Here is a 26,314-nt window from a genome sequence, read left to right as displayed (position 1 = left end):
GGAATCGCGAGGCCGCCCTCAGCTGTGCGGCCATGACGAGGAGGAACCGCAGGCCTTCAGCGCCGGCCCATGACTCAGACACCCACAGCTCACACCCCCGCGCAGGAGCAGGCGAGAGCGCAGTTCACCGTCCCCGCCCAGCACCCCATGGTGACCGTGCTGGGGTCCGGCGACTCCCTCTTGCGCGTGATCGAGAAGGCCTTCCCGGCGGCCGACATCCACGTCCGGGGCAACGAGATCAGCGCGGTCGGCGACCCGAAGGACGTCGCCCTCATCGCGCGCGTGTTCGACGAGATGATGCTGGTGCTCCGCACCGGGCAGCCGATGACGGAGGACGCAGTGGAACGCTCGATCGCCATGCTCAAGGCGAGCGACAACGGCGAGAGCGACGGCCAGGAGACCCCGGCCCAGGTGCTCACGCAGAACATCCTGTCCTCGCGCGGCCGCACGATCCGCCCCAAGACGCTCAACCAGAAGCGCTACGTGGACGCGATCGACAAGCACACGATCGTCTTCGGCATCGGCCCCGCGGGCACCGGCAAGACGTACCTGGCGATGGCCAAGGCGGTGCAGGCCCTGCAGTCCAAGCAGGTCAACCGCATCATCCTGACCCGCCCCGCGGTCGAGGCCGGGGAGCGCCTCGGCTTCCTCCCGGGCACGCTCTACGAGAAGATCGACCCGTACCTGCGCCCCCTGTACGACGCGCTGCACGACATGCTCGACCCCGACTCGATCCCGCGGCTGATGGCGGCGGGCACCATCGAGGTCGCGCCGCTCGCCTACATGCGCGGCCGCACGCTCAACGACGCCTTCATCATCCTGGACGAGGCCCAGAACACGAGCCCCGAGCAGATGAAGATGTTCCTCACCCGCCTCGGCTTCGACTCGAAGATCGTGATCACCGGTGACGTGACGCAGGTCGACCTGCCGGACGGGACGAAGAGCGGTCTGCGGCAGGTGCAGGAGATCCTGGACGGCGTGGACGACGTGCACTTCTCCCGGCTGTCGTCCCAGGACGTGGTCCGGCACAAGCTGGTGGGCCGTATCGTCGACGCGTACGAGAAGTACGACACCACGCACGGCACCCAGAACGGCGCGCACAAGAGCCGCGGCAAGTCCGGGCACAAGGGGAAGTAGACACACACAGCACCATGTCGATCGACGTCAACAACGAGTCAGGCACCGAAGTCGACGAGCAGGCGATCCTCGACATCGCCCGCTACGCGCTCGCTCGGATGCGCATCCACCCGCTCTCCGAGCTCTCGGTGATCGTCGTGGACGCCGACGCCATGGAGCAGCTCCACATCCAGTGGATGGACCTCCCGGGCCCGACGGATGTCATGTCCTTCCCGATGGACGAGCTGCGGCCGCCCTCCAAGGACGACGACGAGCCGCCGCAGGGACTGCTCGGCGACATCGTGCTGTGCCCCGAGGTCGCGCAGAAGCAGGGCAAGGAAGCCGACACGCAGCACTCCATGGACGAGGAGCTCCAGCTCCTCACCGTCCACGGGGTGCTGCACCTGCTCGGCTACGACCACGAGGAACCGGACGAGAAGGCCGAGATGTTCGGCCTCCAGGCGGCCATCGTGGACGGCTGGCGCGCGGAGCGGGGCCTGACCGGCCCGTCCCCGGCGCCGACGGTCTCGTAGCGCCGCCGATGAGTCCCCAACTCGTCCTGGGCGCCATCGCCCTGGTCGTCGTGGCCTGGCTCGCCGCCTGCGCGGAGGCGGGCCTCGCGCGCGTCTCCAGCTTCCGCGCCGAGGAGGCCGTGCGCTCCGGCCGCCGCGGCAGCGCCAAGCTCTCCCAGGTCGCCGCCGACCCGACCCGCTACCTCAACGTGGCGCTGCTGGTCCGCGTCGCCTGCGAGATGGCAGCCGCCGCGCTGATCACCTACGGCTGCCTGAAGGAGTTCGACGCCACCACCGAGGCCCTCCTGGTCGCCATCGCGGTCATGGTCCTCGTGTCGTACGTCGCCGTCGGCGTCTCCCCGCGCACCATCGGCCGGCAGCACCCGCTGCACACCGCCACGGTCTCGGCGTACGTCCTGGTGCCGCTGGCCCGGATCATGGGCCCGATCCCGTCGCTGCTGATCCTCATCGGCAACGCGCTCACCCCCGGCAAGGGCTTCCGCCGCGGCCCCTTCGCCTCCGAGGCGGAACTGCGCGCCCTGGTCGACCTCGCCGAGAAGGAGTCCCTCATCGAGGACGAGGAGCGCCGCATGGTGCACTCGGTCTTCGAGCTGGGCGACACCCTCGTGCGGGAGGTCATGGTCCCGCGCACGGACCTGGTGGTCATCGAGCGCTTCAAGACCATCCGCCAGGCCCTCACCCTCGCGCTGCGCTCCGGCTTCTCGCGCATCCCGGTGACCGGCGAGAACGAGGACGACATCGTCGGCATCGTGTATCTGAAGGACCTGGTCCGCAAGACGCACATCAGCCGCGACGCCGAGTCCGAGCAGGTGTCCACGGCCATGCGCCCGGCGTTCTTCGTGCCCGACACCAAGAACGCCGGTGACCTGCTGCGCGAGATGCAGAAGGAACGCAACCACGTCGCCGTCGTCATCGACGAGTACGGCGGCACGGCCGGCATCGTCACCATCGAGGACATCCTCGAGGAGATCGTCGGCGAGATCACCGACGAGTACGACCGTGAACTGCCGCCGGTGGAGGACCTCGGCAAGGACCGCTTCCGCGTCACCGCCCGCCTCGACATCGGCGACCTGGGCGAGCTGTACGGCCTGGAGGCCTTCGACGACGAGGACGTCGAGACGGTCGGCGGCCTGCTGGCCAAGGCGCTGGGCCGGGTGCCCATCGCGGGTGCGTCGTCCGTCGTCGGCCTCCCCGACGGCCGGGAGCTGCGCCTGACCGCCGAGGCCGCGGCCGGCCGCCGGAACAAGATCGTGACGGTGCTGGCGGAGCCCGTGGAGCAGGCGGACCCGGCGGACCCGCTCGAGGAGGAGAAGCCGGAATGACCCCGCAGGAACTGCGCGCGTTCTGCCTGTCCTTCAACGCGGCGGTGGAGGACTTCCCGTTCAGCCCGGAGATCTCGGTCTTCAAGGTGCGGGGGAAGCTCTTCGCGCTCTCCTTCCTGGACGCGCGCCCCCTGAAGGCCAACCTCAAGTGCGACCCGGAGGAGGCGATCCGTCTGCGCCGCGAGCACGAGGGGCTGATCGTCCCCGGCTGGCACATGAACAAGCGCCACTGGAACACGGTCACCGTCGACGGCGAACTCCCGGACAAGCTGGTCCGGGAGCTCATCGAGGACTCGTACGACCTGGTCGTCGCGGGCCTGCCCCGAGCGGACCGCCTGCGCCTCGACCGCCCGTGACGCTTCCGTATGCTCGGATCATGACCGACAGCAGCGCGCTCGACCCCGAGGACCGCAAGATCGTCACCCTGGCCCGTTCCGCACGGGCCCGCAACGGCGTGCCCGAGGGCGCGGCCGTACGGGACGAGACCGGACGCACCTATGTCGCGGGGACCGTGGCCCTCGACTCCCTGAAGCTCAGTGCCCTGCGGACCGCGGTGGCGATGGCGGTGGCCTCGGGCGCGCGGTCGCTGGAGGCGGCGGCGATCGTGACGGAGGCGGAGACCGCGTCCGCGGAGGACCGGGCGGCGGTACGGGATCTGGGGAGCGCCGAGACGCCGGTCCTGGTGGCCGGTCCCGACGGAACGGTCCGCGTCACCCTGACCGCCGGCTGAACTTCGCTGTAACCGCCGGTAATTAGGCCAGTTTTCAACCTTGCCGCCCCCTGCCCCACGCGCATCAATGGAACCGTAAGTTCCGACGGACCGTCAGGTTCGGCTCTCGCGCAGCGTGCCCGCACTCACCTGCCGAGCGGTCCCCCCACACGGAAAGGGAGCCGGAATCCCATGAGATGCAAGCGAATCGGAGCAGGTGCGGCACTGGCGGCCGGGGCCCTCGCGGTCACCGGGCTCGCCTTCGCCCCCGCAGCCCTCGCCGTCACCCCCCAGACGGCGACGATCAACGCTGACTGCGGCGCCTTCGGCAGTGGCGAGGCCACGCTGACGGCCACGCAGGACGGCACCGCCGCCACCCTCACGGTCAAGTCCTCCGCGATCACGGCGCCCATCGCGCTGGGAGAGGACTCGATCGCGTCCACCCTCACGCTGGTGAAGAGCGGCGGCGGCACCGTCGACTTCACCGGCACGGAGAACCCGGCGATGGCCGCCGGCGCCCCCGTCGAGGTCGGTCCCCTCAACGGCACCGTGGCCTCCGGCGACAGCCTGGAGGCCTTCGGCGGCTCGCTGAGGATGACCGTCTTCGGCATCACCATCACCTGCACGGCGGCCGGGCCGCAGTCGCCGGGCCCGTTCGTGTTCGACTGAGACCGAAGCGGGGCGGCCCCGGTGTGTTCAGAGCGCGTCGGGGCCGCGCTCGCCCGTCCGCACCCGCACGACCGTGTCCACGGGCAGGGCCCACACCTTGCCGTCGCCGATCTTGCCGGTGTGCGCGGCCTTCACGACCGCGTCGATGACGGCCTCGGCGTCCGCGTCCTCGACGACGACCTCGATCCGGACCTTGGGCACCAGGTCGACCTGGTACTCGGCGCCGCGGTACACCTCGGTGTGGCCGCGCTGCCGGCCGTAGCCGCTGGCCTCGCTCACGGTCAGGCCGTGCACGCCCCGTTCCTGAAGGGCGTTCTTGACCTCGTCGAGACGGTACGGCTTGACGATCGCGGTGATGAGCTTCATGCCTGGGGGGTGACCTTCTGGGCGGGGGAGACGACGGAGGAGGAGACCGGGGCGCCGTGGCCCAGGACCCCGTGATCGTAGGCCGTCTCGGCGTGCACCGTAAGGTCCAGACCGGTCTGCTCCTGCTCCTCGCCGGCGCGCAGGCCCATCGTGGCGTCGATCAGCCTGCCGATGCCGTACGTCACGCCGAAGGCGTACACCCCCACCACGACCACCGCCAGCAGTTGCCTGCCCAGCTGACCGAGGCCGCCACCATAGAGGAGGCCCTCCGCTCCACCGGTCATCGACTCGACGGCGAAGACGCCGATGAGGAGCGTGCCGATGACACCGCCGACCAGGTGGACGCCGACGACGTCCAGCGAGTCGTCGTAGTTCAGCTTGAACTTCCAGCTCACGGCGTACGAGCAGACGACACCGGCGGTGAGTCCGACGACCAGCGCGCCGAGCAGGGAGACCGAGCCGCAGGACGGGGTGATGGCGACCAGGCCCGCGACCGCGCCGGACGCGGCGCCCAGGGTCGTGGGGTGGCCGTCGCGCTTCTGCTCCACGAAGAGCCAGCCCAGCAGGCCGGTGCAGCCCGCGGCGAGGGTGTTCAGGAACGCGGCGGCCGCGAGGCCGTTGGCGCCGAGGGCGGACCCGGCGTTGAAGCCGAACCAGCCGAACCAGAGCAGACCGGCGCCCAGCATCACCATGGGCAGATTGTGCGGCCGCATGGCTTCCTTCTTGAAGCCCAGCCGCGGGCCCAGGACCAGGCACAACGCCAGCCCCGAGGCGCCGGAGACGATCTCCACGGGCAGCCCGCCGGCGAAGTCCAGCGCACCCAGCCCGTCCAGGATCCAGCCACCCGGGCCCCACACCCAGTGCGCGACCGGAACGTATACGAGCAGCGCCCACACCGGCACGAAGACCAGCCACGCCCCGAACTTCGCCCGGTCCGCGACGGCGCCGCTGATCAGCGCGGCCGTGATGATCGCGAAGGTGAGCTGGAAGGTGGCGAAGAGGAGGGTGGGGACCGTGCCCTGGACGCTGTCCGGGCCGAGGCCGCTCATGCCCACGTGGTCGAGCCCGCCGATGAGTCCCCCCGCGGCGTCCTCGCCGAAGGCCAGGGAGTAGCCGGCCGCCAGCCACACCACCGTCACCAGGGCGATCGAGACGAAGCTCATCATCAGCATGTTGAGCACGCTCTTCGTGCGGACCATGCCGCCGTAGAACAGGGCCAGGCCCGGGGTCATCAGCAGGACGAGGGCGGTGGCGGCGAGCAGCCAGGCGGTGTCGCCGGTGTCGGCGGTTGCGGCGGCCAGAGGCACGGTGTCTCCAACGGGTGGGGGCTCCGGGGGCTCGTCAGAGGTTCACCGGCCTGCGTTTCGGGTTGCGTACGGGTGTGTTTCCGTGACGTTTCGTTGCGTATGGGTTTCGGGAAGCTCACGTGGCACGTCCGGTACGGGGCGGCTTCGAGGATCAGGGAGAATGGGCGGCATGAGCGTTCGTATGCAGTCATCCGAAGAGTCGGGCGAGACCGTCCACCGCGCCGGCTTCGCCTGCTTCGTGGGCCGTCCCAACGCGGGCAAGTCCACCCTCACGAATGCTCTGGTCGGCCAGAAGGTGGCGATCACGGCGAACCAGCCGCAGACGACGCGGCACACCGTGCGGGGCATCGTGCACCGCCCGGACGCCCAGCTGATCCTGGTCGACACCCCGGGTCTGCACAAGCCGCGCACGCTGCTGGGCGAGCGGCTCAACGACGTCGTGCGCACGACGTGGGCCGAGGTCGACGTGATCGGCTTCTGTCTGCCGGCGAACGAGAAGCTCGGCCCCGGCGACCGCTTCATCGCGAAGGAACTGGCGTCCATCAAGAAGACGCCGAAGATCGCCATCGTCACCAAGACCGACCTCGTGGACAGCAAGACGCTCGCCGAGCAGCTGATCGCCATCGATCAGCTCGGCAAGGAGCTGGGCTTCGAGTGGGCCGAGATCGTGCCGGTGTCGGCGGTCGGCGACAAGCAGGTGGGCCTGCTCGCCGACCTGCTCGTCCCCCTGCTGCCCGAGGGCCCCGCGCTCTATCCCGAGGGCGACCTGACCGACGAGCCCGAGCAGGTCATGATCGCGGAGCTGATCCGGGAGGCCGCGCTGGAGGGCGTCCGCGACGAGCTGCCGCACTCCATCGCGGTCGTCGTCGAGGAGATGCTCCCCCGCGAGGACCGCCCCGCCGACAAGCCCCTCCTCGACATCCACGCCTTCGTCTACATCGAGCGCCCCAGCCAGAAGGGCATCGTCATCGGCCCCAAGGGCAAGCGCCTGAAGGAGGTCGGCATCAAGTCCCGCAAGCAGATCGAGGCGCTGCTGGGCACACCCGTCTTCCTCGACCTGCACGTGAAGGTCGCCAAGGATTGGCAGCGGGACCCCCGGCAGCTGCGCAAGCTGGGGTTCTGAGAGCGAGCCCGCCCCGTGTCATGACGCCGTCCGCAGACTCGCCCACACCGCGTTGCCGCCCGTGAGGGTCGAGCGGGCGATGCCCCAGCTGTCGGCCATCTCCCGTACGAGCAGCAGTCCGCGGCCGCCCTCGTCGTCGAGGCCGGGGCGGCGGTCGGGGATGCCGCGGCCGCTGAGGTCGCCGTCGTGCACCTCCAGCCGGAAACACGCGTTCGTCATCAGCTGGACGCCGCACACGATCCGTTCGCTGAGCGTGTGCAGCACGGCGTTGGTCACCAGCTCGGACACGAGCAGCACCGCGTTCGCGCACACCTCCTCGGGCACCTGCCACGAGGCCAGCCGGGCGCGCAGGGCATGACGGGCGACTCTGACGCTGGTCCGCTGCGGCGGCAGCTCCAGCCAGTCGGTGCGGCCCGGGTGCACCGCGTCCAGGAACCGGGGGGTGGATGTCGTGTGGGGGGACACGGCGATCGCCTTCCGTGGGGGGTGGGCGAAGTCGAGGGGGAGCGGGCAACGGAAGGGGCGGAAAGGGGAGTTCATGCTTCCGGAACCCTGGTCACACCAGTAACTATGCTCGCAGTGCAGTTCACGCTGCAACCATCTCCCTGATAATTTCAGAACGGCGGTATCGCCCGGGCGAAACGATTCGATGCAGCGATCAAGCCCCTGCCGGGCAAGCGGCGGTGACGACCCCTCAGGAGGCACGGCGTGAACGACGCCCGATCAGGCACCGGCGCCGGCGCCCCCACGGTGCTCCGCATGATCCTGGGCCGCCGCCTGCAGGAGGCCCGGCAGCACGCGGGCCTGTCCCTCGACGACGCGGCCAAGGCCCTGCGCGTCACGCCGCTGACCATCCGCCGCCTGGAGAAGGCCGAGGTCGGCCTGAAGATCCTCTACGTCGAGAAGCTGCTGGAGACCTACGGGGCCGGCCGGCAGGAGATCGACGAGTTCGTCACCCTGGCGGAACGGGCCAACGAGCCCGGCTGGTGGCACCCGTACCGCGATGTGATGCCGTCCTGGTTCACCGCCTACGTGAGCCTGGAAACCGGCGCGAGAACGCTGCGCACCTATGAACCGCAGTACGTCACGGGCCTGCTCCAGACACCCGGATACGCGCGTGCCGTGCTGCGCGGCGGCTTCCCGAACGACGACGAGGAGGACCTGGACCGGCGCGTGGAGCTGCGGCTGCGCCGCCAGAGCCTGCTCACCAAACCGGACGCGCCCACGCTGTGGGTGGTGATGGAGGAGGCCGTGCTGCACCGGGTGGTGGGCGGCCCCGACGTGATGCGGGACCAGATCGACCGGCTCCTGGAGGCGTCCGAGCTGGAGCACGTCAGCGTCGACATCGTGCCGTTCGCCGCGGGCGCCCACGTCGGAGCGTGCGCGCCCTTCACCTACTTCCGGTTCGAGGAGCGGGAGCTGCCCGACATCGTCTACAGCGAGATCCTCTCCGCGTCCGTCTACCTCGACCAGCGAGCGGACGTCGTGGCCCATCTGGAGGCGCACAACCGGCTGTCGCTGAAGACCTCGTCCGCGGACAGCAGGGCGCTGTTGAACCGCATGCGGAAGGAGTACGCATGACCCTCGCCGAGGGCGCCGTCTACAACGGGATGCCCGCTTCGGACCTCGGGGAACAGGGCTGGGAACGTCCGTGGAGCGGCCCCAACGGGGGCCAGTGCGTGGAGACCAAGCAGCTCGCCGACGGCCGCGTGGCGGTGCGCCAGTCGACCGATCCCGCCGGTCCCGCGCTGATCTGCACCCCCGAGGAGATCACCGCGTTCGTCAGGGGGGTCAAGCAGGGCCTCGCCGACCATCTGACGGCCCGCTGAAGCCCCCACCGGACCGGACTCGCACCACCACCCCCCACCGAGAGGCACCCCATGAGCAACTCGCAGGCCGCGCGGGACATCGACACCAGCAGGCCGCACTCCGCCCGCATGTACGACTACTACCTCGGCGGCAAGGACCACTTCGAGGTCGACAAGCAGGCGGCCGAGCGGGTCGCCGAGGCCTACCCCGCCATCTTCGTGTGCGCCCGCGAGAACCGGGCCTTCATGCACCGCGCCACCCGGGTCCTCGCCCGCGAGCACGGCATCCGCCAGTGGCTGGACATAGGCACGGGTATCCCCACCGAGCCCAACCTGCACCAGGTCGCCCAGTCCGTGGTGCCCGACGCCCGGGTGGTCTACGCCGACAACGACCCGCTCGTCCTGAAGTACGCCGAGCGCCTGATGCGCAGCACCTCCGAAGGCCGCACCACCTACATCGAGGCGGACGTCAACGACCCGCAGTCGCTGCTGAACGCGCCCGAGCTGGCCGAGATCCTGGACCTGGACCGCCCGGTCGCGCTGTCCCTCAACGCCCTGATGCACTTCGTCACCGACGCCCAGGACCCCTACGGCATCGTGCGCCGCCTGCTGGACGTGCTGCCCTCGGGCAGCGCCCTGGCGCTGAGCCACTGCACACCCGACTTCGACCCGTCGACCTGGCAGAAGGTCACCGACATCTACACCTCGGCCGGTACGCCGGTGCAGTTCCGCTCGCGGAAGGACGTCGCCCGCTTCTTCGAGGGCCTGGACCTTCTGGAGCCGGGCGTCACCGTGGGCCACCGCTGGCGGCCCGACACCGCCGGGGGCGACGCCCCGACGGACGCCGAGGTCAGCCTGTGGACCGGTGTGGGCATCAAGCCGTAGGCCCCTGCGCCCGCAGCAGCTCCCGGTACCAGTGGTACGACGCCTTGGGGGTCCGCTCCAGGGTGGCGAAGTCGACGTGGACCAGGCCGAAACGGCGTGCGTAGCCCTCCGCCCACTCGAAGTTGTCGAGCAGGGACCACACGAAGTAGCCGCGCACGTCGACGCCCGCCTCCACCGCCCGGTGCAGGGCCCGCATGTGGCCGTCCAGGTAGGCGATGCGGTCCTGGTCGTCGACGCCCGGGTACGAGCAGCCGTTCTCGGTGATGACGACGGGCGGGAGGCGGTCGCCGTAGCGGTCGCGGAAGGTGGTGAGCAGTTCGGTGAGGCCCTCGGGCACGACCGGCCAGCCGAAGTCGGTCACCGGGTGGCCCTCGATCTCCCGGACGGAGAAGGGCAGTTCGGCGGGCATGGTGATCCCGCCGAACTCGATCTCCGCGCCCTGCGGGGCGCCCACCCTGGTCGGCGCGTAGTAGTTGATCCCGTACCGGTCGAGCGGCTCGGCGATCACCTTCAGGTCGGCCTCCACGTCCCCCGGCATCAGCTCGCCGATGCCGTCGGGGTACCTGCCCAGCAGCAGCGGGTCCGCGAACAGGCGGTTCAGCAGCAGGTCGTAGAAGTCCGCCGCCTCCACGTCCGCCGCCTCGGTCGACGCCGCCCAGGTCGGGCCGTGCGAGTTGGCGATGCCGATGTCGCCGGCGCCCGAGGCGCGCAGGGCCCGTACGGCCAGGCCGTGGGCGAGCAGCTGGTGGTGGGCGGCCGGCAGCGCGTCGAACAGCAGCTGCTTTCCGGGTGCGTGCACCCCCAGGGCGTGGCCCAGCAGGGTGTGCTCGGCGGGCTCGTTCAGGGTGATCCATGTCGACACGCGGTCGCCCAGGCGGTCGGCCACCAGGGCCACGTACTCGGCGAAGCGCTCGGCGGTGTCCCGCTCCAGCCAGTCCAGGTCCGCCGGCAGGTCCCAGTGGAACAGTGTCGGCACCGGGCGGACGCCCGCCGCGCACAGGTCGTCCACCAGCCGGTCGTAGAAGTCCAGGCCCTTCTCGGAGCGTGCCCGCGGCCAGGAGACCGAGAAGCGGTAGGCGTTCACGCCGAGGTCGGCCAGGAGTGCCACGTCCTCGCGGTGGCGGTGGACGTGGTCGCAGGCCACCGCCGCCGTCGAGCCGTCCTTCACCCGTCCCGGCGCTGCCGTGAAGACGTCCCACACGGACGGCCCGCGCTCGTCCGCGGCGCCCTCGATCTGGTGCGCCGAGGTGGACACGCCCCAGAGGAAGCCGTCCGGGAAGCGGGGGATCGGGTTGCCTGCGTCAGTCGCCATGCGCTGGATCATCCGTACCGGTGGTAACGGAAGTCAACGGCCGGGCGGAAAGGAGCTGTCAGGCCCCTTCCTTCAGCACCCGCGAGATCAGCGTCCGCTGTTCGTCGGTCAGCCTGGGGTCGGCCGCGTACACCGTCCTCCCGTCCACCGTGATCTGGTAGCTGAACCCGTCCGGGACCCCGATCGGCGGTGTGCTCCGCCCGGCGGCGACGGCCTGCTCGGCCAGCGCGTGCCATGCGGAGGCATCGGCCCGGCCCGAGGTGTCCACCTCGGCATGCCGTTCGATGCCCGCGAACCCGCCCGTGCGCCTCACCTGAATCCGCATGGCACCTGTCTAGTACGGAACTACAGGGTCCGCACCCCGACCTGCTCCCAGGCCTTCGACACGGCGTCGAGTTCCTCCCCGTCGCCGAACCGCTCCCGGGCCGCCTTGACGGTGAGCGTGGCGAAGTCGACGAACCGCGCCTGCTGCTTGAGCTCGCCGCCGGTCAACACGTCGTACCAGACCTGTCCCGCGCGCTCCCAGGCGTGGCCGCCGAGGGCCGTCGCGGCGAGGTAGAAGGCGTGGTTCGGGATGCCCGAGTTGATGTGGACACCGCCGTTGTCGCGGCCGGTGCGGACGAAGTCGTCCATCGTCGCGGGCTGCGGGTCCTTGCCGAGCACGTCGTCGTCGTACGCCGTGCCCGGCTCCTTCATGGAGCGCAGCGCCTTGCCCGTCACCCGCGGGGCGAGCAGCCCGGCGCCGATCAGCCAGTCGGCCTCGGCGGCGGTCTGGCCGAGCGTGTACTGCTTGATCAGGGCGCCGAAGACGTCCGACAGGGACTCGTTGAGCGCGCCCGGCTGGCCGAAGTAGGTGAGGTTGGCCGTGTACTGGGTGACGCCGTGCGCGAGTTCGTGGCCGATGACGTCGATCGGGATGGTGAAGTCGAGGAAGATCTCGCCGTCCCCGTCGCCGAAGACCATCTGTTCGCCGTTCCAGAACGCGTTGTTGTAGTCGCGGTCGTAGTGCACCGTCGCGTTCAGCGGCAGGCCGTTCCCGTCGATCGAGTCGCGCCGGTACGCCTGGAGGAACAGCTCGAAGGTGGCGCCGAGGCCCGCGTACGCGCGGTTGACGGTGGCGTCCCTGCCCGGCTTGTCGCCCTCGCCGCGGACCTTGTGGCCGGGCAGGTCGGTGCCGTGCCGGGCGTCGTGGATCGTGCGCTGCGGTGTGCCGTCGGCGACCGCGGTGACGGCGGTGGCGCCGATGACCGTGGTGAGCCGTCGCTGGGTGCGCTCGTAGGCGTCGCGTTGCAGGGTGCGGCGGGCGGGACCGGCGAGCGCGGGGTCCTCGGCCTGGGCGAGCTGGTCGAGGACATGAGGCGGAACGATGGTGCAGAAGACGGGCTCGTAGCCCCCGTGAGTCGTCATACCCGGAACCCTTGCACTGCGTGACGAGACTGTCACTAGTCGCCACCATGATTGGTGAAATACCGGGACAACGAACCTCACTCTCCGTGGTGAGTGGTAGGGCGAAGTGGCATAGCGCACTTTTTGTCCCGTATGTGCTCCGGGTCCCGCATACTGATACGACCCCACGCGCCGGGAGGGGCTCGGCTAGCATGCTGCGCATCATGCGTTTCGGGCTGCTTCTCCTTAGCTGCCGCGGCGAGGGCCTGTAGTCGAGGCCGACTCCCTCCCCGCGGAGCTTGGTGCTGCGTCGTCGGCCGTCCTTCCGGACACCCCCTGAGGAGCCCCCGCATCATGGCGAACCGCCAGCAGCCCAGTTCCATGCCGATCCACAAGTACGGCCGCTACGAGCAGGTCGACATCCCGGACCGCACCTGGCCGAACAACCGCGTCACCACCGCCCCCCGCTGGCTCTCCACCGACCTGCGCGACGGCAACCAGGCCCTGATCGACCCCATGTCGCCGGCCCGCAAGCGCGCCATGTTCGACCTGCTGGTCACGATGGGCTACAAGGAGATCGAGGTCGGCTTCCCGGCCTCCGGCCAGACCGACTTCGACTTCGTGCGCTCCATCATCGAGGAGCCCGGGGCCATCCCCGACGACGTCACCATCTCCGTACTGACCCAGGCCCGCGAGGACCTGATCGAGCGCACGGTGGAGTCCCTGAAGGGCGCCAAGCGCGCCACGGTCCACCTGTACAACGCCACCGCGCCGGTCTTCCGCCGGGTCGTCTTCCGCGGCTCCAAGGACGACATCAAGCAGATCGCCGTCGACGGCACGCGCCTGGTCATGGAGTACGCGGAGAAGCTGCTGGGCCCGGAGACGGAATTCGGCTACCAGTACTCGCCGGAGATCTTCACCGACACCGAGCTGGACTTCGCGCTGGAGGTCTGCGAGGCGGTCATGGACGTCTGGCAGCCCGGCCCGGGCCGCGAGATCATCCTGAACCTGCCGGCCACCGTGGAGCGCTCCACGCCCTCCACGCACGCCGACCGCTTCGAGTGGATGGGCCGCAACCTGTCCCGCCGCGAGCACGTCTGCCTGTCGATCCACCCCCACAACGACCGCGGCACGGCCGTCGCCGCCGCCGAGCTGGCCCTGATGGCCGGCGCCGACCGTGTCGAGGGCTGCCTGTTCGGCCAGGGCGAGCGCACCGGCAACGTCGACCTGGTCACCCTGGGCATGAACCTCTTCTCCCAGGGCGTCGACCCGCAGATCGACTTCTCCGACATCGACGAGATCCGCCGTACGTGGGAGTACTGCAACCAGATGGAGGTCCACCCGCGCCACCCGTACGTGGGCGACCTGGTCTACACGTCCTTCTCCGGCTCCCACCAGGACGCCATCAAGAAGGGCTTCGACGCCATGGAGGCCGACGCGGCCGCCAAGGGCGTCACCGTCGACGACATCGAGTGGGCCGTCCCCTACCTGCCGATCGACCCCAAGGACGTCGGCCGCTCCTACGAGGCGGTCATCCGGGTCAACTCGCAGTCCGGCAAGGGCGGGATCGCCTACGTCCTGAAGAACGACCACAAGCTGGACCTGCCGCGCCGGATGCAGATCGAGTTCTCCAAGCTCATCCAGGCCAAGACGGACGCCGAGGGCGGCGAGGTCACGCCGAAGGACATCTGGTCGGTCTTCCAGGACGAGTACCTGCCCAACCCCGAGAACCCGTGGGGCCGGATCCAGGTCAAGAACAACCAGTCGACGACCGACACCGACGGCGTGGACACCCTGAAGGTGGAGGCCACGGTCGACGGCCGGGACACCGTCCTGACCGGTTCCGGCAACGGTCCGATCTCGGCCTTCTTCGACGCCCTGCAGTCCGTCGGCATCGACGTACGCCTGCTGGACTACCAGGAGCACACGATGAGCGAGGGCGCCTCCGCGCAGGCCGCCTCCTACATCGAGTGCGCGATCGACGACAAGGTCCTGTGGGGCATCGGAATCGACGCGAACACCACGCGGGCCTCGCTGAAGGCGGTCGTCTCGGCCGTCAACCGCGCGGCTCGCTGACCAGCCGTACGGGTCCGCGGCCGAAGGCCGCCACCGATGCCTCAGGGGCTCCGCCCGCCGATGTCCGGCGGGCGGAGCCCCGTCGCATACCGGCCATTCCCTGTGGAGGTCACGGAAAGGTCTCCTCCGGGGTGCTGACTCCTCGTCGCTGATGTGGCTAACATCACGCAAGCGCGGCGACGTTGCCGTGCGGCGTGACGGAGGTGCGACGTGCTGCCAGGACGGGGACGAAACGGCCATGCCGCCAGGCTTTCTCGCATCCTGGGCACCCGCACCGCGTGGACGGCCGCCGGTGACGGGGAGTTCTTCTGCCCCGGCTGCGGCGGCGACCGCAACTACCAGCGGCTGACCGGACAGCGCCGCTTCACCCTGCTCGGCCTGCCCGTGCTGCCGCGCGGCGAGACCGGCCCGGTCGTGGAGTGCGCCGCCTGCCGCCGCCACTTCGGCACGGACGTCCTCGACCACCCGACCACCACCCGCTTCTCCGCGATGCTCCGCGACGCCGTGCACACCGTCGCCCTCGCGGTGCTGGCAGCCGGCGGCGCCGGGTCCCGTACGGCCCTGGAGTCCGCCGTGCTCGCCGTGCGCGCGGCCGGTTTCGACGACTGCACCGAGGAGCAGCTGGCCGCCCTCGTCGAGGCGCTGGAGGCCGACACCGGCCGGATCACCGGCGAACCCTGCGGCGCGGGGCTGGCCATAGAGCTGCACGAGGCGCTGGACCCGCTCGCCCCGCACCTCGCCACCGTCGGCCGCGAATCGATCCTGCTCCAGGGCGCCCGCATCGCCCTGGCGGACGGGCCGTACACCCCGGCCGAGCGGGATGTGCTGGCGACGGTGGGGGCGGCGCTCACGATCTGCTCCGACGACGTGACCCGGCTGCTGGCCGCTGCGGCGCGCACGCCTTCGTAGGGCACGCCCCGCGTTACTCCCCGGGGAGTAACGCGCGGCAGGGACCGCCCGCGGCAGTAGCCCCCGACTCGACCTCACGCCCGACGAACCGGCCCCCGTCCGACGGGAGTCTGGAGACCGATCCAGACACCCGACCGGAGGGAGCCGGACACATGGGGGCTGTGAGGACACGGACAGGGCGGCGAAGGGCGGTGCCCTGGGCGGTGGTCGGGCTGTGGCTGGCCGCGCTCGTGCTGGTCGGGCCGCTCGCGGGCAAGTTCGCCGACATCCAGCAGAACCGCGCGGTCGACTACCTGCCCGACAGCGCCGACTCCACCCAGGTCGCGCGGATCCAGGACGAGCTGCCGGGCGGTGAGGCGACCGACCTGGTGCTCGTCTACCACCGGGACGGCGGGCTGACCGACGCCGACCGGCGCACGGCCGCCGAGCAGGTCGCCGAGGTGGACGGCGGCTACGAGCTGGCGGATGAGCCGCAGGGGGTTTTGTCCGAGGACGGCTCCGCCCTGATGTACCCGGTCTCCAGCACCCAGCCGGGCCAGGACGAGGAGGCCCGGGACGCCTTCGTCGACGGGGTGCGGGACATCGCCCGGGGCGGCGGCGGACTGAGCGTGGAGGTCGGCGGGCCCGGCGCGCTGAACACCGACATGAACAAGGTGTTCGAGACGCTCGACGCCACCCTGCTGCTCGCCACGCTCGGTGTCGTCACCGTGCTGCTCATCCTCATCTACCGCAGCCCCTTCCTGTGGCTGGTGCCGCTCGCCGTGGCGGGGGTCGCCGCCGCCGTGTCGATGGCCGCCGGATACGGACTGCACGAGCTGTTCGACGTCACCGTCACCGGCCAGAGCGGCGGCGTGATGACCGTACTCGTCCTCGGCGCCGGCACGGACTACGCGTTGCTGCTCATCTCCCGCTACCGCGAGGAACTGCGGCGCCACGAGCGGCCGTACGACGCCATGCGCACCGCCCTGCGCGGCTGCGGGCCGGCCGTCCTCGCCTCCTCGGGGACCGTCGCGGCCGGACTGCTGTGCCTGCTCGCCGCGGACCTCAACAGCAGCAGCGGCATGGGGCCGGTCGGCATGGTCGGGGTGCTCGCCGCGCTGATCGCCATGACGACCCTGCTGCCCGCGGTGCTGGTGCTGCTCGGGCGGCGCGTCTTCTGGCCGCTGATCCCCGCGTTCGGGAGCGAGCCGAAGGCCCGGCGGTCCCTGTTCGCCGCGATGGGCACCTCGGCGACGCGGCGGCCCGTCACCGTGCTCGTCGGAGGAGGCGTGCTGCTCGGTGCGCTCGCGCTCGGCACGCTGAATCTGTCCGGGAGCATCAAGCAGGAGGACTCCTTCACCGAGCGGCCCGAGTCCATCACCGCGATGCAGACGCTGGCGCGGGAGTATCCCGAGCGGAGCAGCCGGCCCGTGACCGTCATCGCGCCCGGGGAACGGGCCGAGGCGGTGAGGGAACGGGCCCGGGCGACCGAGGGGGTCGCCGACGTGGTTCCCGGGCGGAGCGGGGCGGGGTGGACCGAGATCGCCGTCTTCACCACGGCTGCTCCGGAGACCCCGGCCGAGACCCGCACCATCGAGGCGCTGCGGGCCGGGCTCGATCCCGAGGGCGCGTACGTCGGCGGACCCAGCGCCCAGCAGATCGACCTGGCCGAGAGCGAGTCGCGGGACCGCAAGGTGATCGTGCCGCTGGTGCTCGGTGCGGTGTTCGTCATCCTCGTCGGGCTGTTGCGCAGCCTCGTCGCGCCACTGTTGCTGCTGGCGGCGGTGGTCGCCGTGTGGGGAGCGGCGCTCGGCATCGGAGGGCTGCTGTTCGAGCCGGTGTTCGGCTTCGGAGGAACGGACCCCGGGCTCGGACTGCTGTCCTTCGTGTTCCTGGTCGCCCTCGGGGTGGACTACGGGATCTTCCTGATGCACCGGATGCGGGAGGAGTCCGTACGAGGGGCCGAACCGGAGGCCGCGGCGCTCACCGCGCTGCGGACGACCGGTGGGGTCATCGCCTCGGCGGGGGTGGTGCTCGCGGCGACGTTCGCGGTGCTGACCACGCTGCCGATGGTGGGGCTGGTCGAGCTCGGATTCGTGATCGCGGTCGGGGTGCTGCTCGACACCTTCCTCGTGCGGACGTACCTGGTGACCACCGCGAGCGTGCTGCTCAAGCGGCGGATGTGGTGGCCGGGGAAGCTCTCGCGGGCGCCGGAGCGGACGGTTCCGCAGGAGGAGCAGAAGCCCGTGGCCGCCAACGCCCGCTGACCGACGGCGCCCCTCCTCTCCCGGAGGGGCGCCTTCCTGGCCGAGGATGATGCCCGTGCAGGAACCCACCACCCCGCAGGCGACCTGGTCGCGGTCCGCCGAGCGGATCATGGCCGCGATCAACCGCGATCCCCTGACCGCTCCGCACGCGCTGCGCAACGACGCGCTGCTCGCCCTGTCGGTGGCCGCGTTCGCCGCCGCGACCGCGCAGTTCGTCGACGACGGGCGCACGCCCGACACACTCGGCTGGGCCCTGCTGCTCGTCTCCCACGTGCCGCTGGTGTGGCGCCGCCGCCGTCCGGTGCTCGTCCTGCTCGCCGTAATCGGCTGCGTCTTCCCCTACCACTTCCTCGACTACCCGCACACCGCGGGCACCCAGGCCGCGTACGTCGCCCTCTACACCGTCGCCGTCACCGGACGGCCGCTGCGCACCGTCCTGGTCGGCATCGGCGTCATCACCATGGCGGTGTGCGTGCTGCTCACCATCAGCGCACAGGAGGCGCTGGGGCTGCTGAAGGCGTCCGGCTGGGTCGTCGCCGTCCTGTTCCTCGGTGTCGACGTGCGCTTCTACCGCCAGTACGTCGCCTCGATCGTGGAGCGCGCCGAACGCGCCGAACGCACCCGGGAGGAGGAGGCCCGGCGGCGGGTCGCCGAGGAGCGGCTGCGGATCGCCCAGGATCTGCACGATCTGCTCGCCCACAGCATCACCCTCATCGGCGTGCAGACCTCCGTCGCCGCCCATGTGCTGTCCGCCGACCCGGAGCGGCTCGACCGGGAGACGGTGGCCAAGGCCCTCGACGACATCGCCGAGACCTGCCGCAGTGCCCGGGGTGAACTCCGTACGACCCTGGAGGTGCTGCGCGAGCACGGCCCCCCGGACGCCCGCGGCCCGCTGCCCGGCCTCGACGGGCTGCCCGACCTGGCGGAGGCCGCGCGGCTGGCCGGTGCCCGGGTCGAGCAGACCGTACGGATACGGCAGGCACCGCCCGCCGTCGGCGCCGCCGCCTACCGCATCGTGCAGGAGGCCCTGACGAACGCGGTACGGCACGCCGGGCCCGAACCGGCCGTCCGTGTCGCGCTGGAGGAACGGCAGGGCGCCCTGCACCTGTCGGTCCGCGACGACGGCACCGGACCGGCCGCGGGCGGCACGCCGGGGTTCGGGCTCGTCGGGATGCGGGAGCGGGCCCGCAGCGTCGGTGGCACACTCGACGCCGGACCGCGTACCGGGGGCGGATTCGAGGTGAGAGCGGTGCTGCCGCTGACCACGACGGGGGAGAGGACCGGATGACCATACGGGTGCTGCTCGCGGACGACCAGACTCTGGTACGGGAGGCGTTCGCGATGCTCGTGGAGTCGGCCCGGGACATGGAGGTCGTCGGGCAGGCCGCCACCGGGCGGCAGGCCGTCGAACTGGCCCGCAGCGCACGCGCCGACCTCGTGGTGATGGACATCCGCATGCCCGACCTGGACGGTATCGAGGCGACCCGGCTCATCGCGGCCGACGAGGATCTCGCGGGGGTGCGGGTCCTCGTCCTCACCACGTACGACACCGACGAGAACATCGTCGACGCCCTGCGCGCCGGTGCCTCCGGGTTCCTGGTGAAGGACACCAGACCGGCCGAACTCCTCGACGCCATCCGCACGGTCGCGGCCGGGGAGTCCCTGCTGTCGCCCGGACCCACGGCACGACTGATCCGACGGTTCCTGCGCAGCCCCTCCGCCCCGGCAACCGGCGGGCCCGACTGCCTGTCGGGCCGGGAGCGTGAGGTGCTCGCGCTGGTCGCGCGCGGCCTCAACAACACCGAGATCGCAGACGCGTTGGGCCTGAGCCCGCTCACCGCGAAGACCCATGTCAGCCGCATCATGGGCAAGCTGGCGGCGCGGGACCGGGCGCAGCTGGTCATCGTCGCGTACGAGTCGGGAATGGTGACGCCGGGCAGCGTCTGAAGACGATCGAGCGGCGCCGCCTCGCCGTGAGGGACTTCTAGAGCAGCCCGGCCGCCGCGAGGTACTTCCCGACCTGCTCCACCTCGTCCGGTGACAGCGGGATCTGCGGCTCAGCCGTCGCCGGGCAGTCGATGACGCCGCGCAGGTACAGCGCGGCCTTGAAGGCGCCGATCGCCGAGGAGTTCGGGCCCATCCGGGCCGGGTCGCCGACGGTGATCATGCCGAACAGGGCGCACAGGCGCTCCTGTTCGGCACGGGCCCCCTCCCAGTCCCCGGCGCGGCACAGGCGGTCCAGCCGGACGTAGCCGTGCGGGTCGACATTGCCGAGGCCCGGCACCGTGCCGTCCGCGCCGATCGCGAGGGCCGCGTCGACGATCAGCTCGGAGCCGGTCAGCACGCTGAAGCCGGTGATGCCCCGCCGCTCCCGGACGCCGGTCACGACCTGCCGGAAGGCGGCCAGGTCGCCGCTGGAGTCCTTGAGCCCGGTCACGACACCGTCGGCCGCCAGCTCCAGGACCACGTCGGCCGGCAGCTTCGTGTGGACGGCGACGGGAAGGTCGTAGGCGATCACCGGGACCGGGCTCGCGGCGGCGACCGCGCGGTAGTGGCGGGCGATCTCCGCCGGGTGGGTACGGGCGTAGAACGGGGCGGTGACGACGACCGCGTCCGCGCCCGCCGCCGTCACCGATGCGACATGGTCCAGGACCCGGGGCGTCGTCATGTCGATCGCCCCGGCCAGCACCGGGAGCTGCCCGCCCACATGCCCGGTGACCGACTCGACGACCAGCCTGCGCTGCCGGTCCGGCAGATACGCGGCCTCCGAGGTGGAGCCGAGCACGAACAGTCCGTGCACGCCGCCGGCCACCAGATGGTCGACGAGCCTGATCAGCGAGGGGACGTCCACCTCGCCGTCCGATGTCAGGGGCGTGCAGACGGGCGGGATGACACCGGTCAGCGGGGTGAGAGTCATGGAGCCTCCATCGGGTCGCGGCGGTGGACGAGGTCGCGGGTCGACTCGTCCTCCCGGACAGGATGGTGGCAGCGGAAGCGGTGCGCGGGTGCCGACGCGGCGGAGAAGCCCGGCATCTCGTCCGCACACGTCCCGTCGGCCTTCCAGCAGCGGGTGCGGAACGGGCAGCCGCTGGGCGGACGCGTCGCCGACGGGACCGGACCGGCCAGCGGGATCGGCTCGATCGGGTCGAGCAGGCCGGGCGTGGCGGAGAACAGGGCGCGGGTGTACGGGTGCCGGGCCCGGTCGGTGACCAGGGCGGCCGGGGACTCCTCCACGATCCGGCCCAGATACATGGTGATCACGCGGTCGCTCATCCGCCGCACCGTCTGGATGTCGTGCGAGACGAACACCAGGGCCAGGCCGAGGCGTTCCCTCAGGTCGAGGAGGAGGTTCAGGATCTGGGCCCGGACCGACACGTCCAGGGCGCTCGTCGGTTCGTCGGCCACGACGAGGGCCGGGTCCAGCGCCAGCGCCCGGGCGATCGCGACGCGCTGGCGCTGCCCGCCCGACAACTGGGCCGGCAGGGCACCGGCGAGGGCCCGGGGCAGAGCGACGAGGGACATCAGCTCCCGGACCCGGTCGTCACGCTGATTCCTCGTGCCCCGGTCGTGCACGTCCAGCGGGTCCCGCAGGATCTGCCGGACGGTCAGGCGGCGGTTCAGGGCCGTCGACGGGTCCTGGAAGATCATGCCGGTGCTGCTGCCGACGGCCCGGCGGCGCTCGGCGGCCGGCATCGCCCACAGGTCCCTGCCCCGGAACGACACCGTCCCCCGCGTCGGCCGCTCCACCCCCACCAGCACCTTCGCCAGCGTCGACTTCCCGCAGCCGGACTCGCCGACCACGCCGACGGTCTCGCCGGGTGCGATGGCCAGGTCGGCGCCGGTCAGGGCGTAGACGCGGTCGCGGGTGAACAGGCCGCCGCTGCGGGCCTTGTGGACGACGTGCGTGTCGGAGAGCTCCACCAGAGCGTTCATGACACCGCCTCGCTCTCGGTCGTGGCGAGCTCCAGGGCCGGGTGATGGCAGGCCGCCATGTGCGCCGGCGTACCGGTCAGCACCGGGGCCGTCGTCCGGCAGACGCCGCTCGCGCGCGGGCACCGGTCGGCGAAGCGGCACCCCGCGGGGAAGTCGGCCGGGGACGGCACGACGCCCTTGATCTGCGTCATCCGCTCCTGCGCCGACTCCAGCGACAGCACGCTGCCGAGCAGTCCGCGCGTGTAATGGTGGGCCGGGGCCTCGACCAGGTCGGCGGTCACCCCCGTCTCCACGATCTGCCCGCCGTACATCACCACCACCCGGTCGGTGACGTCCGCGACCAGCGCCAGGTCGTGCGAGACCAGGATCAGCGCGAAGCCGAGCTCCTCGCGCAGCCGCAGCAGCAACTCCATGACCTGCGCCTGCACGGTCACGTCGAGGGCCGTCGTCGGCTCGTCGGCGACGATCAGCTTCGGGTCGCGGGACAGGGCCATCGCGATCAGCACGCGCTGGCGCTGCCCGCCGGACAGTTCGTGCGGGTAGCTGCGCAGGGTGCGCTCGGGGTCGAGGCCGACCATCGTCAGCAGCTCGGCGGGACCACGGTGCCCGCCGCGCCGCACCACCTGCCTCAGCTGGGCACGGATCGTCATCGCCGGGTTCAGCGACGACAGCGCGTCCTGGTAGACCATCGCCATCTCGTGGCCGAGCAGCTTGCGGCGTACGCGCATCGGCTCGGCGAGCAGGTCCCGCTGGTGGAAACGGACCTGGCCGCCGATCCGCGCCCCTTTCGGCTGGAGGCCCATGACCGCCAGGGCGGTCAGGGACTTGCCGCAGCCCGACTCGCCGACCAGTCCGAGCACTTCCCCGGGATGCACCTCGAAGCTGATGCCGTCCACGATGTCGACGCCGCCGTGCCGCTGGTCGAAGCCGATGGTGAGGTTCTCCACCGCGAGCACCGGCTGTCCGTCCCGGGGCAGCTGACGGGCCCGGGCCCGCAGCCGCCGGGCCGCCTCCGCCAGACCGGGCAGCTGCACGACCTCCCCGCTGCCGGGCTCCGGAGCCTCGACCGGGTCGTCGCCGGGCGCGTCGACCTCCCGCGCCGACGGCGCCGCCCACGCGTCGGACACCCCTTCGGACAGGATGTTCAGCGACAGCACGGTGACCAGCATCAGCAGCCCGGGGAACACCGTCGCCCACCAGCCGCCGGTCAGCACCATGTTCTTGCCGTCCGCGATGACACTGCCCCAGGACGGGTCCGGCGGCCGTACGCCCGCCCCGATGAACGACAGCGACGCCTCGAAGACGACCGCCTCGGCGACCTGGACCGTGCAGAACACCAGTACCGGCGCGGCGCAGTTGACCGCCACATGCCTCAGCACGATGTGCGGGGTCCGCGCGCCGATCACCCGTTCCGCCGTCACATAGTCCTCGCCGTACTGGTCGAGGACGTTCGCCCGCACCACCCGCGCCACCGGCGGCGTGAACAGGAACGCGATCGCGCAGATCAGAACCGTGATGCCGCCGCCGAACACCGCCACCAGCACGGCGGCCAGCGCGATGCCCGGGAACGCCATCACGACGTCCAGGCAGCGCATCAGCGTCTCGTCGACCGCCTTGCGGGAGGTCGCCGCGATCGCCCCGAGCAGCGCCCCGGCCACCAGCGCCAGGCCGGTGGCGCCGAGCCCGATCGCGAGCGACCAGCGCGCCCCGTACATCAGCCGGCTGAGGATGTCCCGGCCGAGACTGTCCTGGCCCATCCAGTGCCCGGCGGACGGATGCCCGGTGCCGTCGGCCGGCGGCTGCTGGTCGAGCGGGTCGTGCGGAGCGAGGAGCGGCGCGAGCAGCGCCATCAGGGCGACGACCGCCAGGAAGCAGACGGCGACCTTCGACAGCGTCGGCAGCCTGCGCCAGCCGCGCAGCCGGACACCGGGCCGGGACAGCGCCGCAGTGAGACTCTTGCGGGTCGTCATGGGGTCGCATCCCTCAGTCGCGGGTTGACCAACAGGTACAGGACGTCGATGACGAGGTTGACCACGACGAACCCGGCCGCCGTGGTCAGCACGACGCCCTGGACGACGGCCGGATCGCCGTTCTTCACGGCGTCGATCATCAGCTTGCCCATGCCGGGCAGCGAGAAGATCGTCTCGATGACGACCGCGCCGCCGAGGAGATAGCCGACGCGCAGACCGAGCACGGTGAGGGGGTTGATCAGGGCGTTCCGCAGGACGTTCCGCCCGACCACCACCCGGGGCGGCAGACCGCTCCCGATCGCCGTCCGTACGTAGTCCTTGTCCAGCTCCTCCACCACGGCCGTCCGCACGATCCGGGTCAGCTGCGCCGCCACCGGCAGCGACAGCGCGAACGCCGGCAGGGTCATGGTCCTCAGCCAGCCGGTGACGGAGTCGGCCGGGTTGATGTACCCGCCGGTCGGGAACCAGCCCAGGTCCACCGCCAGGTACTGGATCATCAGCAGCGCCAGCCAGAAGCCGGGCGCCGCGACGCCGGTCAGGGAGACGACCCGGATGATCTGGTCGGGCAGCCGGTCCCGGTGGATCGCCGCGGTCACCCCGCCCACGAGGGACAGCACCACCGCGATGCCCAGGCCGAGGAACGTCAGCTGGAGGGTGAGCGGCAGCGCGGTGGTGACCTGGTCGATCACCGGCGCCCGGGTCAGCGCGCTGGTGCCCAGGTCGCCGTGCAGCAGATCGGCGACGAAGTCCACGTAGCGCACCGGCAGCGGGTCGAGCAGGCCGTGCTCCTCGCGGAAGTCGTGCAGTTGCCGCGGGGTCGGGTTGGCGCCCTGGAAGAACGCGGACGCCGGGTCGACGTCCGAGAACCGCATCACCAGGAACACGAACAGCACGATGCCGAGCATCAGGGGCACGAGCAGGGCGACACGGCGGAGCAGGATCCGCAGGACGGCCGTCATGCGCTAGGCCCACTTGGCCTGAAGGAGATTGATGCCCGGGTAGGGCTGCGCCCTTATCCCGCTGAGCCGATCCGGGTCCCAGGCCGTCATCAGCTCGTTGTGGACGACCGGGTAGAGCACGGCCTGCTCGGCGACGACGTCGATGTAGTCCTGGACCATGGTCTTCTTCTTCGTCGGGTCGGGTTCCCGGGTGGCCCGGTCCATGTCCTTGAAGAGCTGCCTGGCGACGGGGTCGGAGGCCCACCGCGTGTACTGCATCCAGAGGTTCTCGGGCCCGTAGTTGTAGTGCATGATCAGGTCGGCGTCGAGGCCGAACTGGTTGGGGTTCGAGGCGGCGACGACGACCTGGTAGTCCTGCTTCTGGTCCATCTTCGTGAAGACGGCCGTGGTCTCCTGCGGGGACAGGGTCGTCCTCACGCCGATCGCGTCCCAGGAGGCCTTGATGGTGGGCAGGCAGTCGACGATCCAGCTGACGTTCACGGCGAGGATCTCGATGCTCAGCCCCTTGACCCCGGCCTGCTTCAGCAGGGCCTTCGCCTTGTCGGGGTCGTGGTCGTAGACCGTCTTGGCCCGGCGATAGGACGGATTGGCCTCGTCGAGGAAGGAACTGGAGGGCCTGCCGTGGCCCTTGAGGGCGACCTCCACCATCTTCTCGGTGTCGATGGCGTAGTGCAGGGCCTGGCGCACCCGCACGTCGTCGAAGGGCTTGTGCCTGGTGTTGAACATCAGGAACAGGTTGTTCATCCCGGCCCCGCCGGCGACCGTGAGCCCACCGCTCTCCAACTGCCCGATGTTGGCGTACGGGATGTTGTCCGCGATCTGCGCGCCCGCGCTGGATCCGGAGATCTTCGCGACCCGGGGGGCCGCGTCCACGATGGTCAGCCAGTTCATGGTGCGGAAGGCGGGCTTGCGGGGGCCGTTGTAGCCGTCGAACGCCTCGAAGGTCGTGTTCGACTTCGGGTGGTGCGCGGTCTGCCGGTACGGCCCCGAGCCGATCGCCTTGCCCTTGATGGCCTCGTCCCAGCCCCCCGGCTTCGAGAACACGTGCCTCGGCATGATCTTGGCGAGCGTCAGCCGCGAGAGCCCCTCCGGGAAGGGGAACTTGAGCACCAGCTCGACGTTCCGCGCGTCGATCCTCCGGACCTCCTTCAGCCAGCTCGCGAAGAAGCCCTTGGCGAGGGTCTGGGTGTCCGGATCGAGGATCCGCTGGAAGACGAACACCACGTCGTCGGCGGTGACGGGCTTGCCGTCGTGGAACGTCGCACCCGCCCGCAGCTCGAACTTCCAGGACGTGCTGTCCGGGTCCTTCGGCACCTCGGTCGCCAGCGCCGCGTACGGCTCACGGGAGATCGGATCCGTGTCCAGCAGCCCCTCGTAGATGTGGTTGTTGGCGGCCATGCAGAACGCGGAGGCCGTCTGGGTGGGATCCCAGCTGCCGTCGTTGCCGTAGCCGATGACCGCCGTGAGGGTCCGGTCCCGACCACCGCCGGTGCCGGTGTCGTTGGTGGACTCCGGCCCGGACGAACAGGCCGACAGCGACGCGGAGACGGCGGCGGCCGCACCCAGCGCGCCGGTGTACTTCAGGAACGACCGGCGGTGCAGCGCCGGCACGTCGGGGGTCACGTCGCGCACGGGTCCTCCAGCGAGGTCTGGGGGGAAGGGACTGGCAGAGGAGATACGACGTC

The 26,314-nt window shown here is 71.0% G+C and carries 26 protein-coding genes; 15 read left to right on the top strand and 11 right to left on the bottom strand.

Annotation, left to right across the window (positions count from 1 at the left end):
* The first annotated feature begins 69 nt into the window (after positions 1-69).
* The 6 genes from ACIRDU_RS04190 (at position 70) to ACIRDU_RS04165 (ending at position 4,349) form a co-directional block, all read left to right on the top strand.
* On the top strand, positions 70-1,137 hold the full coding sequence (locus ACIRDU_RS04190) for a PhoH family protein (RefSeq protein WP_403574142.1): 1,068 nt from the start codon (positions 70-72) through the stop codon (positions 1,135-1,137).
* A 14-nt stretch (positions 1,138-1,151) separates the two neighbouring features.
* Positions 1,152-1,649 (top strand): rRNA maturation RNase YbeY, encoded by a 498-nt coding sequence (ybeY, locus tag ACIRDU_RS04185; RefSeq protein ID WP_184846222.1) that lies wholly within the window; start codon positions 1,152-1,154, stop codon positions 1,647-1,649.
* An 8-nt stretch (positions 1,650-1,657) separates the two neighbouring features.
* The gene (locus ACIRDU_RS04180) at positions 1,658-2,971 is read left to right on the top strand and encodes a hemolysin family protein (RefSeq protein WP_403574138.1); all 1,314 of its coding nucleotides are present in this window, start codon (positions 1,658-1,660) and stop codon (positions 2,969-2,971) included.
* Entirely contained in the window at positions 2,968-3,327 is a 360-nt protein-coding gene (locus tag ACIRDU_RS04175; protein ID WP_403574135.1) for an MmcQ/YjbR family DNA-binding protein, read from the top strand. Before ACIRDU_RS04180 ends, ACIRDU_RS04175 begins: the two co-directional genes overlap by 4 nt.
* A 20-nt stretch (positions 3,328-3,347) precedes the next feature.
* Positions 3,348-3,701: a cytidine deaminase gene (locus tag ACIRDU_RS04170; RefSeq protein ID WP_403574132.1), complete on the top strand. Its 354-nt coding sequence runs from the start codon at positions 3,348-3,350 to the stop codon at positions 3,699-3,701.
* A 171-nt stretch (positions 3,702-3,872) separates the two neighbouring features.
* A complete protein-coding gene (locus ACIRDU_RS04165; protein ID WP_403574129.1) occupies positions 3,873-4,349 on the top strand; it encodes a hypothetical protein in 477 nt (158 codons plus the stop codon).
* A 27-nt stretch (positions 4,350-4,376) separates the two neighbouring features.
* On the opposite strand, the gene ACIRDU_RS04160 is transcribed toward ACIRDU_RS04165, so the two are convergent.
* Both ACIRDU_RS04160 and ACIRDU_RS04155 read right to left on the bottom strand, forming a co-directional pair.
* Positions 4,377-4,715, bottom strand: coding sequence for a P-II family nitrogen regulator (locus tag ACIRDU_RS04160; protein ID WP_403574126.1), 339 nt, complete (start codon positions 4,713-4,715; stop codon positions 4,377-4,379).
* On the bottom strand, positions 4,712-6,022 hold the full coding sequence (locus tag ACIRDU_RS04155) for an ammonium transporter (RefSeq protein WP_403574123.1): 1,311 nt from the start codon (positions 6,020-6,022) through the stop codon (positions 4,712-4,714). Before ACIRDU_RS04155 ends, ACIRDU_RS04160 begins: the two co-directional genes overlap by 4 nt.
* Positions 6,023-6,182: 160 nt before the next feature.
* On the opposite strand from ACIRDU_RS04155, the gene era reads away from it, so the two are divergent.
* Positions 6,183-7,145: a GTPase Era gene (gene era, locus ACIRDU_RS04150; RefSeq protein ID WP_403574120.1), complete on the top strand. Its 963-nt coding sequence runs from the start codon at positions 6,183-6,185 to the stop codon at positions 7,143-7,145.
* 18 nt (positions 7,146-7,163) lie between these two features.
* On the opposite strand, the gene ACIRDU_RS04145 is transcribed toward era, so the two are convergent.
* Positions 7,164-7,685 carry an ATP-binding protein gene (locus tag ACIRDU_RS04145; protein ID WP_403574117.1) on the bottom strand — a complete coding sequence of 174 codons (522 nt, stop codon included), beginning with the start codon at positions 7,683-7,685 and terminating at the stop codon, positions 7,164-7,166.
* Between the two features lie 168 nt (positions 7,686-7,853).
* On the opposite strand from ACIRDU_RS04145, the gene ACIRDU_RS04140 reads away from it, so the two are divergent.
* Genes ACIRDU_RS04140 through ACIRDU_RS04130 form a run of 3 tightly spaced genes read left to right on the top strand, consistent with a single transcriptional unit; the run spans position 7,854 to position 9,838 of the window.
* Positions 7,854-8,726 carry a helix-turn-helix domain-containing protein gene (locus tag ACIRDU_RS04140; RefSeq protein WP_403574114.1) on the top strand — a complete coding sequence of 291 codons (873 nt, stop codon included), beginning with the start codon at positions 7,854-7,856 and terminating at the stop codon, positions 8,724-8,726.
* On the top strand, positions 8,723-8,974 hold the full coding sequence (locus ACIRDU_RS04135) for a DUF397 domain-containing protein (RefSeq protein WP_403574111.1): 252 nt from the start codon (positions 8,723-8,725) through the stop codon (positions 8,972-8,974). Before ACIRDU_RS04140 ends, ACIRDU_RS04135 begins: the two co-directional genes overlap by 4 nt.
* A 51-nt stretch (positions 8,975-9,025) precedes the next feature.
* Positions 9,026-9,838, top strand: coding sequence for an SAM-dependent methyltransferase (locus ACIRDU_RS04130; protein ID WP_403574108.1), 813 nt, complete (start codon positions 9,026-9,028; stop codon positions 9,836-9,838).
* On the opposite strand, the gene ACIRDU_RS04125 is transcribed toward ACIRDU_RS04130, so the two are convergent.
* The 3 genes from ACIRDU_RS04125 to ACIRDU_RS04115 are packed head-to-tail and all read right to left on the bottom strand — an operon-like array spanning position 9,828 to position 12,557.
* Entirely contained in the window at positions 9,828-11,150 is a 1,323-nt protein-coding gene (locus tag ACIRDU_RS04125; RefSeq protein ID WP_403574105.1) for a GH1 family beta-glucosidase, read from the bottom strand. The genes ACIRDU_RS04130 and ACIRDU_RS04125 overlap by 11 nt on opposite strands.
* A gap of 58 nt (positions 11,151-11,208) precedes the next feature.
* On the bottom strand, positions 11,209-11,475 hold the full coding sequence (locus ACIRDU_RS04120; protein WP_403574103.1) for a protealysin inhibitor emfourin: 267 nt from the start codon (positions 11,473-11,475) through the stop codon (positions 11,209-11,211).
* Positions 11,476-11,495: 20 nt separating this feature from the next.
* Positions 11,496-12,557: a M4 family metallopeptidase gene (locus ACIRDU_RS04115; protein WP_403574100.1), complete on the bottom strand. Its 1,062-nt coding sequence runs from the start codon at positions 12,555-12,557 to the stop codon at positions 11,496-11,498.
* A gap of 333 nt (positions 12,558-12,890) precedes the next feature.
* Here ACIRDU_RS04115 and leuA point away from each other — a divergent pair, with 333 nt between their 5' ends.
* From leuA to ACIRDU_RS04090, 5 genes are all read left to right on the top strand, one after another.
* On the top strand, positions 12,891-14,612 hold the full coding sequence (gene leuA / locus ACIRDU_RS04110; protein WP_403574098.1) for a 2-isopropylmalate synthase: 1,722 nt from the start codon (positions 12,891-12,893) through the stop codon (positions 14,610-14,612).
* Positions 14,613-14,822: 210 nt separating this feature from the next.
* Positions 14,823-15,521 (top strand): TerB family tellurite resistance protein, encoded by a 699-nt coding sequence (locus ACIRDU_RS04105; protein ID WP_403574095.1) that lies wholly within the window; start codon positions 14,823-14,825, stop codon positions 15,519-15,521.
* Positions 15,522-15,673: 152 nt separating this feature from the next.
* Complete coding sequence (locus ACIRDU_RS04100) at positions 15,674-17,767, top strand: MMPL family transporter (RefSeq protein WP_403574093.1); 2,094 nt, start codon at positions 15,674-15,676, stop codon at positions 17,765-17,767.
* 46 nt (positions 17,768-17,813) lie between these two features.
* Complete coding sequence (locus tag ACIRDU_RS04095; protein WP_403574089.1) at positions 17,814-19,055, top strand: sensor histidine kinase; 1,242 nt, start codon at positions 17,814-17,816, stop codon at positions 19,053-19,055.
* A complete protein-coding gene (locus tag ACIRDU_RS04090; protein WP_403574086.1) occupies positions 19,052-19,714 on the top strand; it encodes a response regulator in 663 nt (220 codons plus the stop codon). Before ACIRDU_RS04095 ends, ACIRDU_RS04090 begins: the two co-directional genes overlap by 4 nt.
* Positions 19,715-19,751: 37 nt before the next feature.
* Here the strand turns inward: ACIRDU_RS04090 and ACIRDU_RS04085 are convergent, their stop codons facing one another.
* The 5 genes from ACIRDU_RS04085 to ACIRDU_RS04065 are packed head-to-tail and all read right to left on the bottom strand — an operon-like array spanning position 19,752 to position 26,261.
* Positions 19,752-20,684 carry a dihydrodipicolinate synthase family protein gene (locus tag ACIRDU_RS04085; RefSeq protein WP_403574084.1) on the bottom strand — a complete coding sequence of 311 codons (933 nt, stop codon included), beginning with the start codon at positions 20,682-20,684 and terminating at the stop codon, positions 19,752-19,754.
* A complete protein-coding gene (locus ACIRDU_RS04080; protein WP_403574082.1) occupies positions 20,681-21,700 on the bottom strand; it encodes an oligopeptide/dipeptide ABC transporter ATP-binding protein in 1,020 nt (339 codons plus the stop codon). The genes ACIRDU_RS04085 and ACIRDU_RS04080 overlap by 4 nt, the downstream gene beginning before the upstream one ends.
* Positions 21,697-23,670, bottom strand: a complete 1,974-nt coding sequence (locus tag ACIRDU_RS04075) for a dipeptide/oligopeptide/nickel ABC transporter permease/ATP-binding protein (RefSeq protein WP_403574079.1) — start codon at positions 23,668-23,670, stop codon at positions 21,697-21,699. Before ACIRDU_RS04075 ends, ACIRDU_RS04080 begins: the two co-directional genes overlap by 4 nt.
* Positions 23,667-24,629 carry an ABC transporter permease gene (locus ACIRDU_RS04070; RefSeq protein WP_403574076.1) on the bottom strand — a complete coding sequence of 321 codons (963 nt, stop codon included), beginning with the start codon at positions 24,627-24,629 and terminating at the stop codon, positions 23,667-23,669. Before ACIRDU_RS04070 ends, ACIRDU_RS04075 begins: the two co-directional genes overlap by 4 nt.
* A 3-nt stretch (positions 24,630-24,632) precedes the next feature.
* A complete protein-coding gene (locus ACIRDU_RS04065; protein ID WP_403574073.1) occupies positions 24,633-26,261 on the bottom strand; it encodes an ABC transporter substrate-binding protein in 1,629 nt (542 codons plus the stop codon).
* Positions 26,262-26,314 lie beyond the last annotated feature (53 nt).

Source organism: Streptomyces sp. NPDC093598 (assembly GCF_044764825.1).
Taxonomy (GTDB): domain Bacteria; phylum Actinomycetota; class Actinomycetes; order Streptomycetales; family Streptomycetaceae; genus Streptomyces.
This window is presented reverse-complemented; position numbering and strand designations above follow the sequence as displayed.

Excerpts from the sequence above, each read along its gene's own strand:
- ACIRDU_RS04190 (WP_403574142.1), top strand. The coding sequence starts at position 70 with ATGACTCAGACACCCACAGCTCACACCCCCGCGCAGGAGCAGGCGAGA.
- ybeY (WP_184846222.1), top strand. The coding sequence starts at position 1,152 with ATGTCGATCGACGTCAACAACGAGTCAGGCACCGAAGTCGACGAGCAG.
- ACIRDU_RS04180 (WP_403574138.1), top strand. The coding sequence starts at position 1,658 with ATGAGTCCCCAACTCGTCCTGGGCGCCATCGCCCTGGTCGTCGTGGCC.
- ACIRDU_RS04175 (WP_403574135.1), top strand. The coding sequence starts at position 2,968 with ATGACCCCGCAGGAACTGCGCGCGTTCTGCCTGTCCTTCAACGCGGCG.
- ACIRDU_RS04170 (WP_403574132.1), top strand. The coding sequence starts at position 3,348 with ATGACCGACAGCAGCGCGCTCGACCCCGAGGACCGCAAGATCGTCACC.
- ACIRDU_RS04165 (WP_403574129.1), top strand. The coding sequence starts at position 3,873 with ATGAGATGCAAGCGAATCGGAGCAGGTGCGGCACTGGCGGCCGGGGCC.
- ACIRDU_RS04160 (WP_403574126.1), bottom strand. The coding sequence starts at position 4,715 with ATGAAGCTCATCACCGCGATCGTCAAGCCGTACCGTCTCGACGAGGTC.
- era (WP_403574120.1), top strand. The coding sequence starts at position 6,183 with ATGGGCGGCATGAGCGTTCGTATGCAGTCATCCGAAGAGTCGGGCGAG.
- ACIRDU_RS04145 (WP_403574117.1), bottom strand. The coding sequence starts at position 7,685 with ATGAACTCCCCTTTCCGCCCCTTCCGTTGCCCGCTCCCCCTCGACTTC.
- ACIRDU_RS04135 (WP_403574111.1), top strand. The coding sequence starts at position 8,723 with ATGACCCTCGCCGAGGGCGCCGTCTACAACGGGATGCCCGCTTCGGAC.
- ACIRDU_RS04130 (WP_403574108.1), top strand. The coding sequence starts at position 9,026 with ATGAGCAACTCGCAGGCCGCGCGGGACATCGACACCAGCAGGCCGCAC.
- ACIRDU_RS04125 (WP_403574105.1), bottom strand. The coding sequence starts at position 11,150 with ATGGCGACTGACGCAGGCAACCCGATCCCCCGCTTCCCGGACGGCTTC.
- ACIRDU_RS04120 (WP_403574103.1), bottom strand. The coding sequence starts at position 11,475 with ATGCGGATTCAGGTGAGGCGCACGGGCGGGTTCGCGGGCATCGAACGG.
- ACIRDU_RS04115 (WP_403574100.1), bottom strand. The coding sequence starts at position 12,557 with ATGACGACTCACGGGGGCTACGAGCCCGTCTTCTGCACCATCGTTCCG.
- leuA (WP_403574098.1), top strand. The coding sequence starts at position 12,891 with ATGGCGAACCGCCAGCAGCCCAGTTCCATGCCGATCCACAAGTACGGC.
- ACIRDU_RS04100 (WP_403574093.1), top strand. The coding sequence starts at position 15,674 with ATGGGGGCTGTGAGGACACGGACAGGGCGGCGAAGGGCGGTGCCCTGG.
- ACIRDU_RS04095 (WP_403574089.1), top strand. The coding sequence starts at position 17,814 with ATGATGCCCGTGCAGGAACCCACCACCCCGCAGGCGACCTGGTCGCGG.
- ACIRDU_RS04090 (WP_403574086.1), top strand. The coding sequence starts at position 19,052 with ATGACCATACGGGTGCTGCTCGCGGACGACCAGACTCTGGTACGGGAG.
- ACIRDU_RS04085 (WP_403574084.1), bottom strand. The coding sequence starts at position 20,684 with ATGACTCTCACCCCGCTGACCGGTGTCATCCCGCCCGTCTGCACGCCC.
- ACIRDU_RS04080 (WP_403574082.1), bottom strand. The coding sequence starts at position 21,700 with ATGAACGCTCTGGTGGAGCTCTCCGACACGCACGTCGTCCACAAGGCC.
- ACIRDU_RS04075 (WP_403574079.1), bottom strand. The coding sequence starts at position 23,670 with ATGACGACCCGCAAGAGTCTCACTGCGGCGCTGTCCCGGCCCGGTGTC.
- ACIRDU_RS04070 (WP_403574076.1), bottom strand. The coding sequence starts at position 24,629 with ATGACGGCCGTCCTGCGGATCCTGCTCCGCCGTGTCGCCCTGCTCGTG.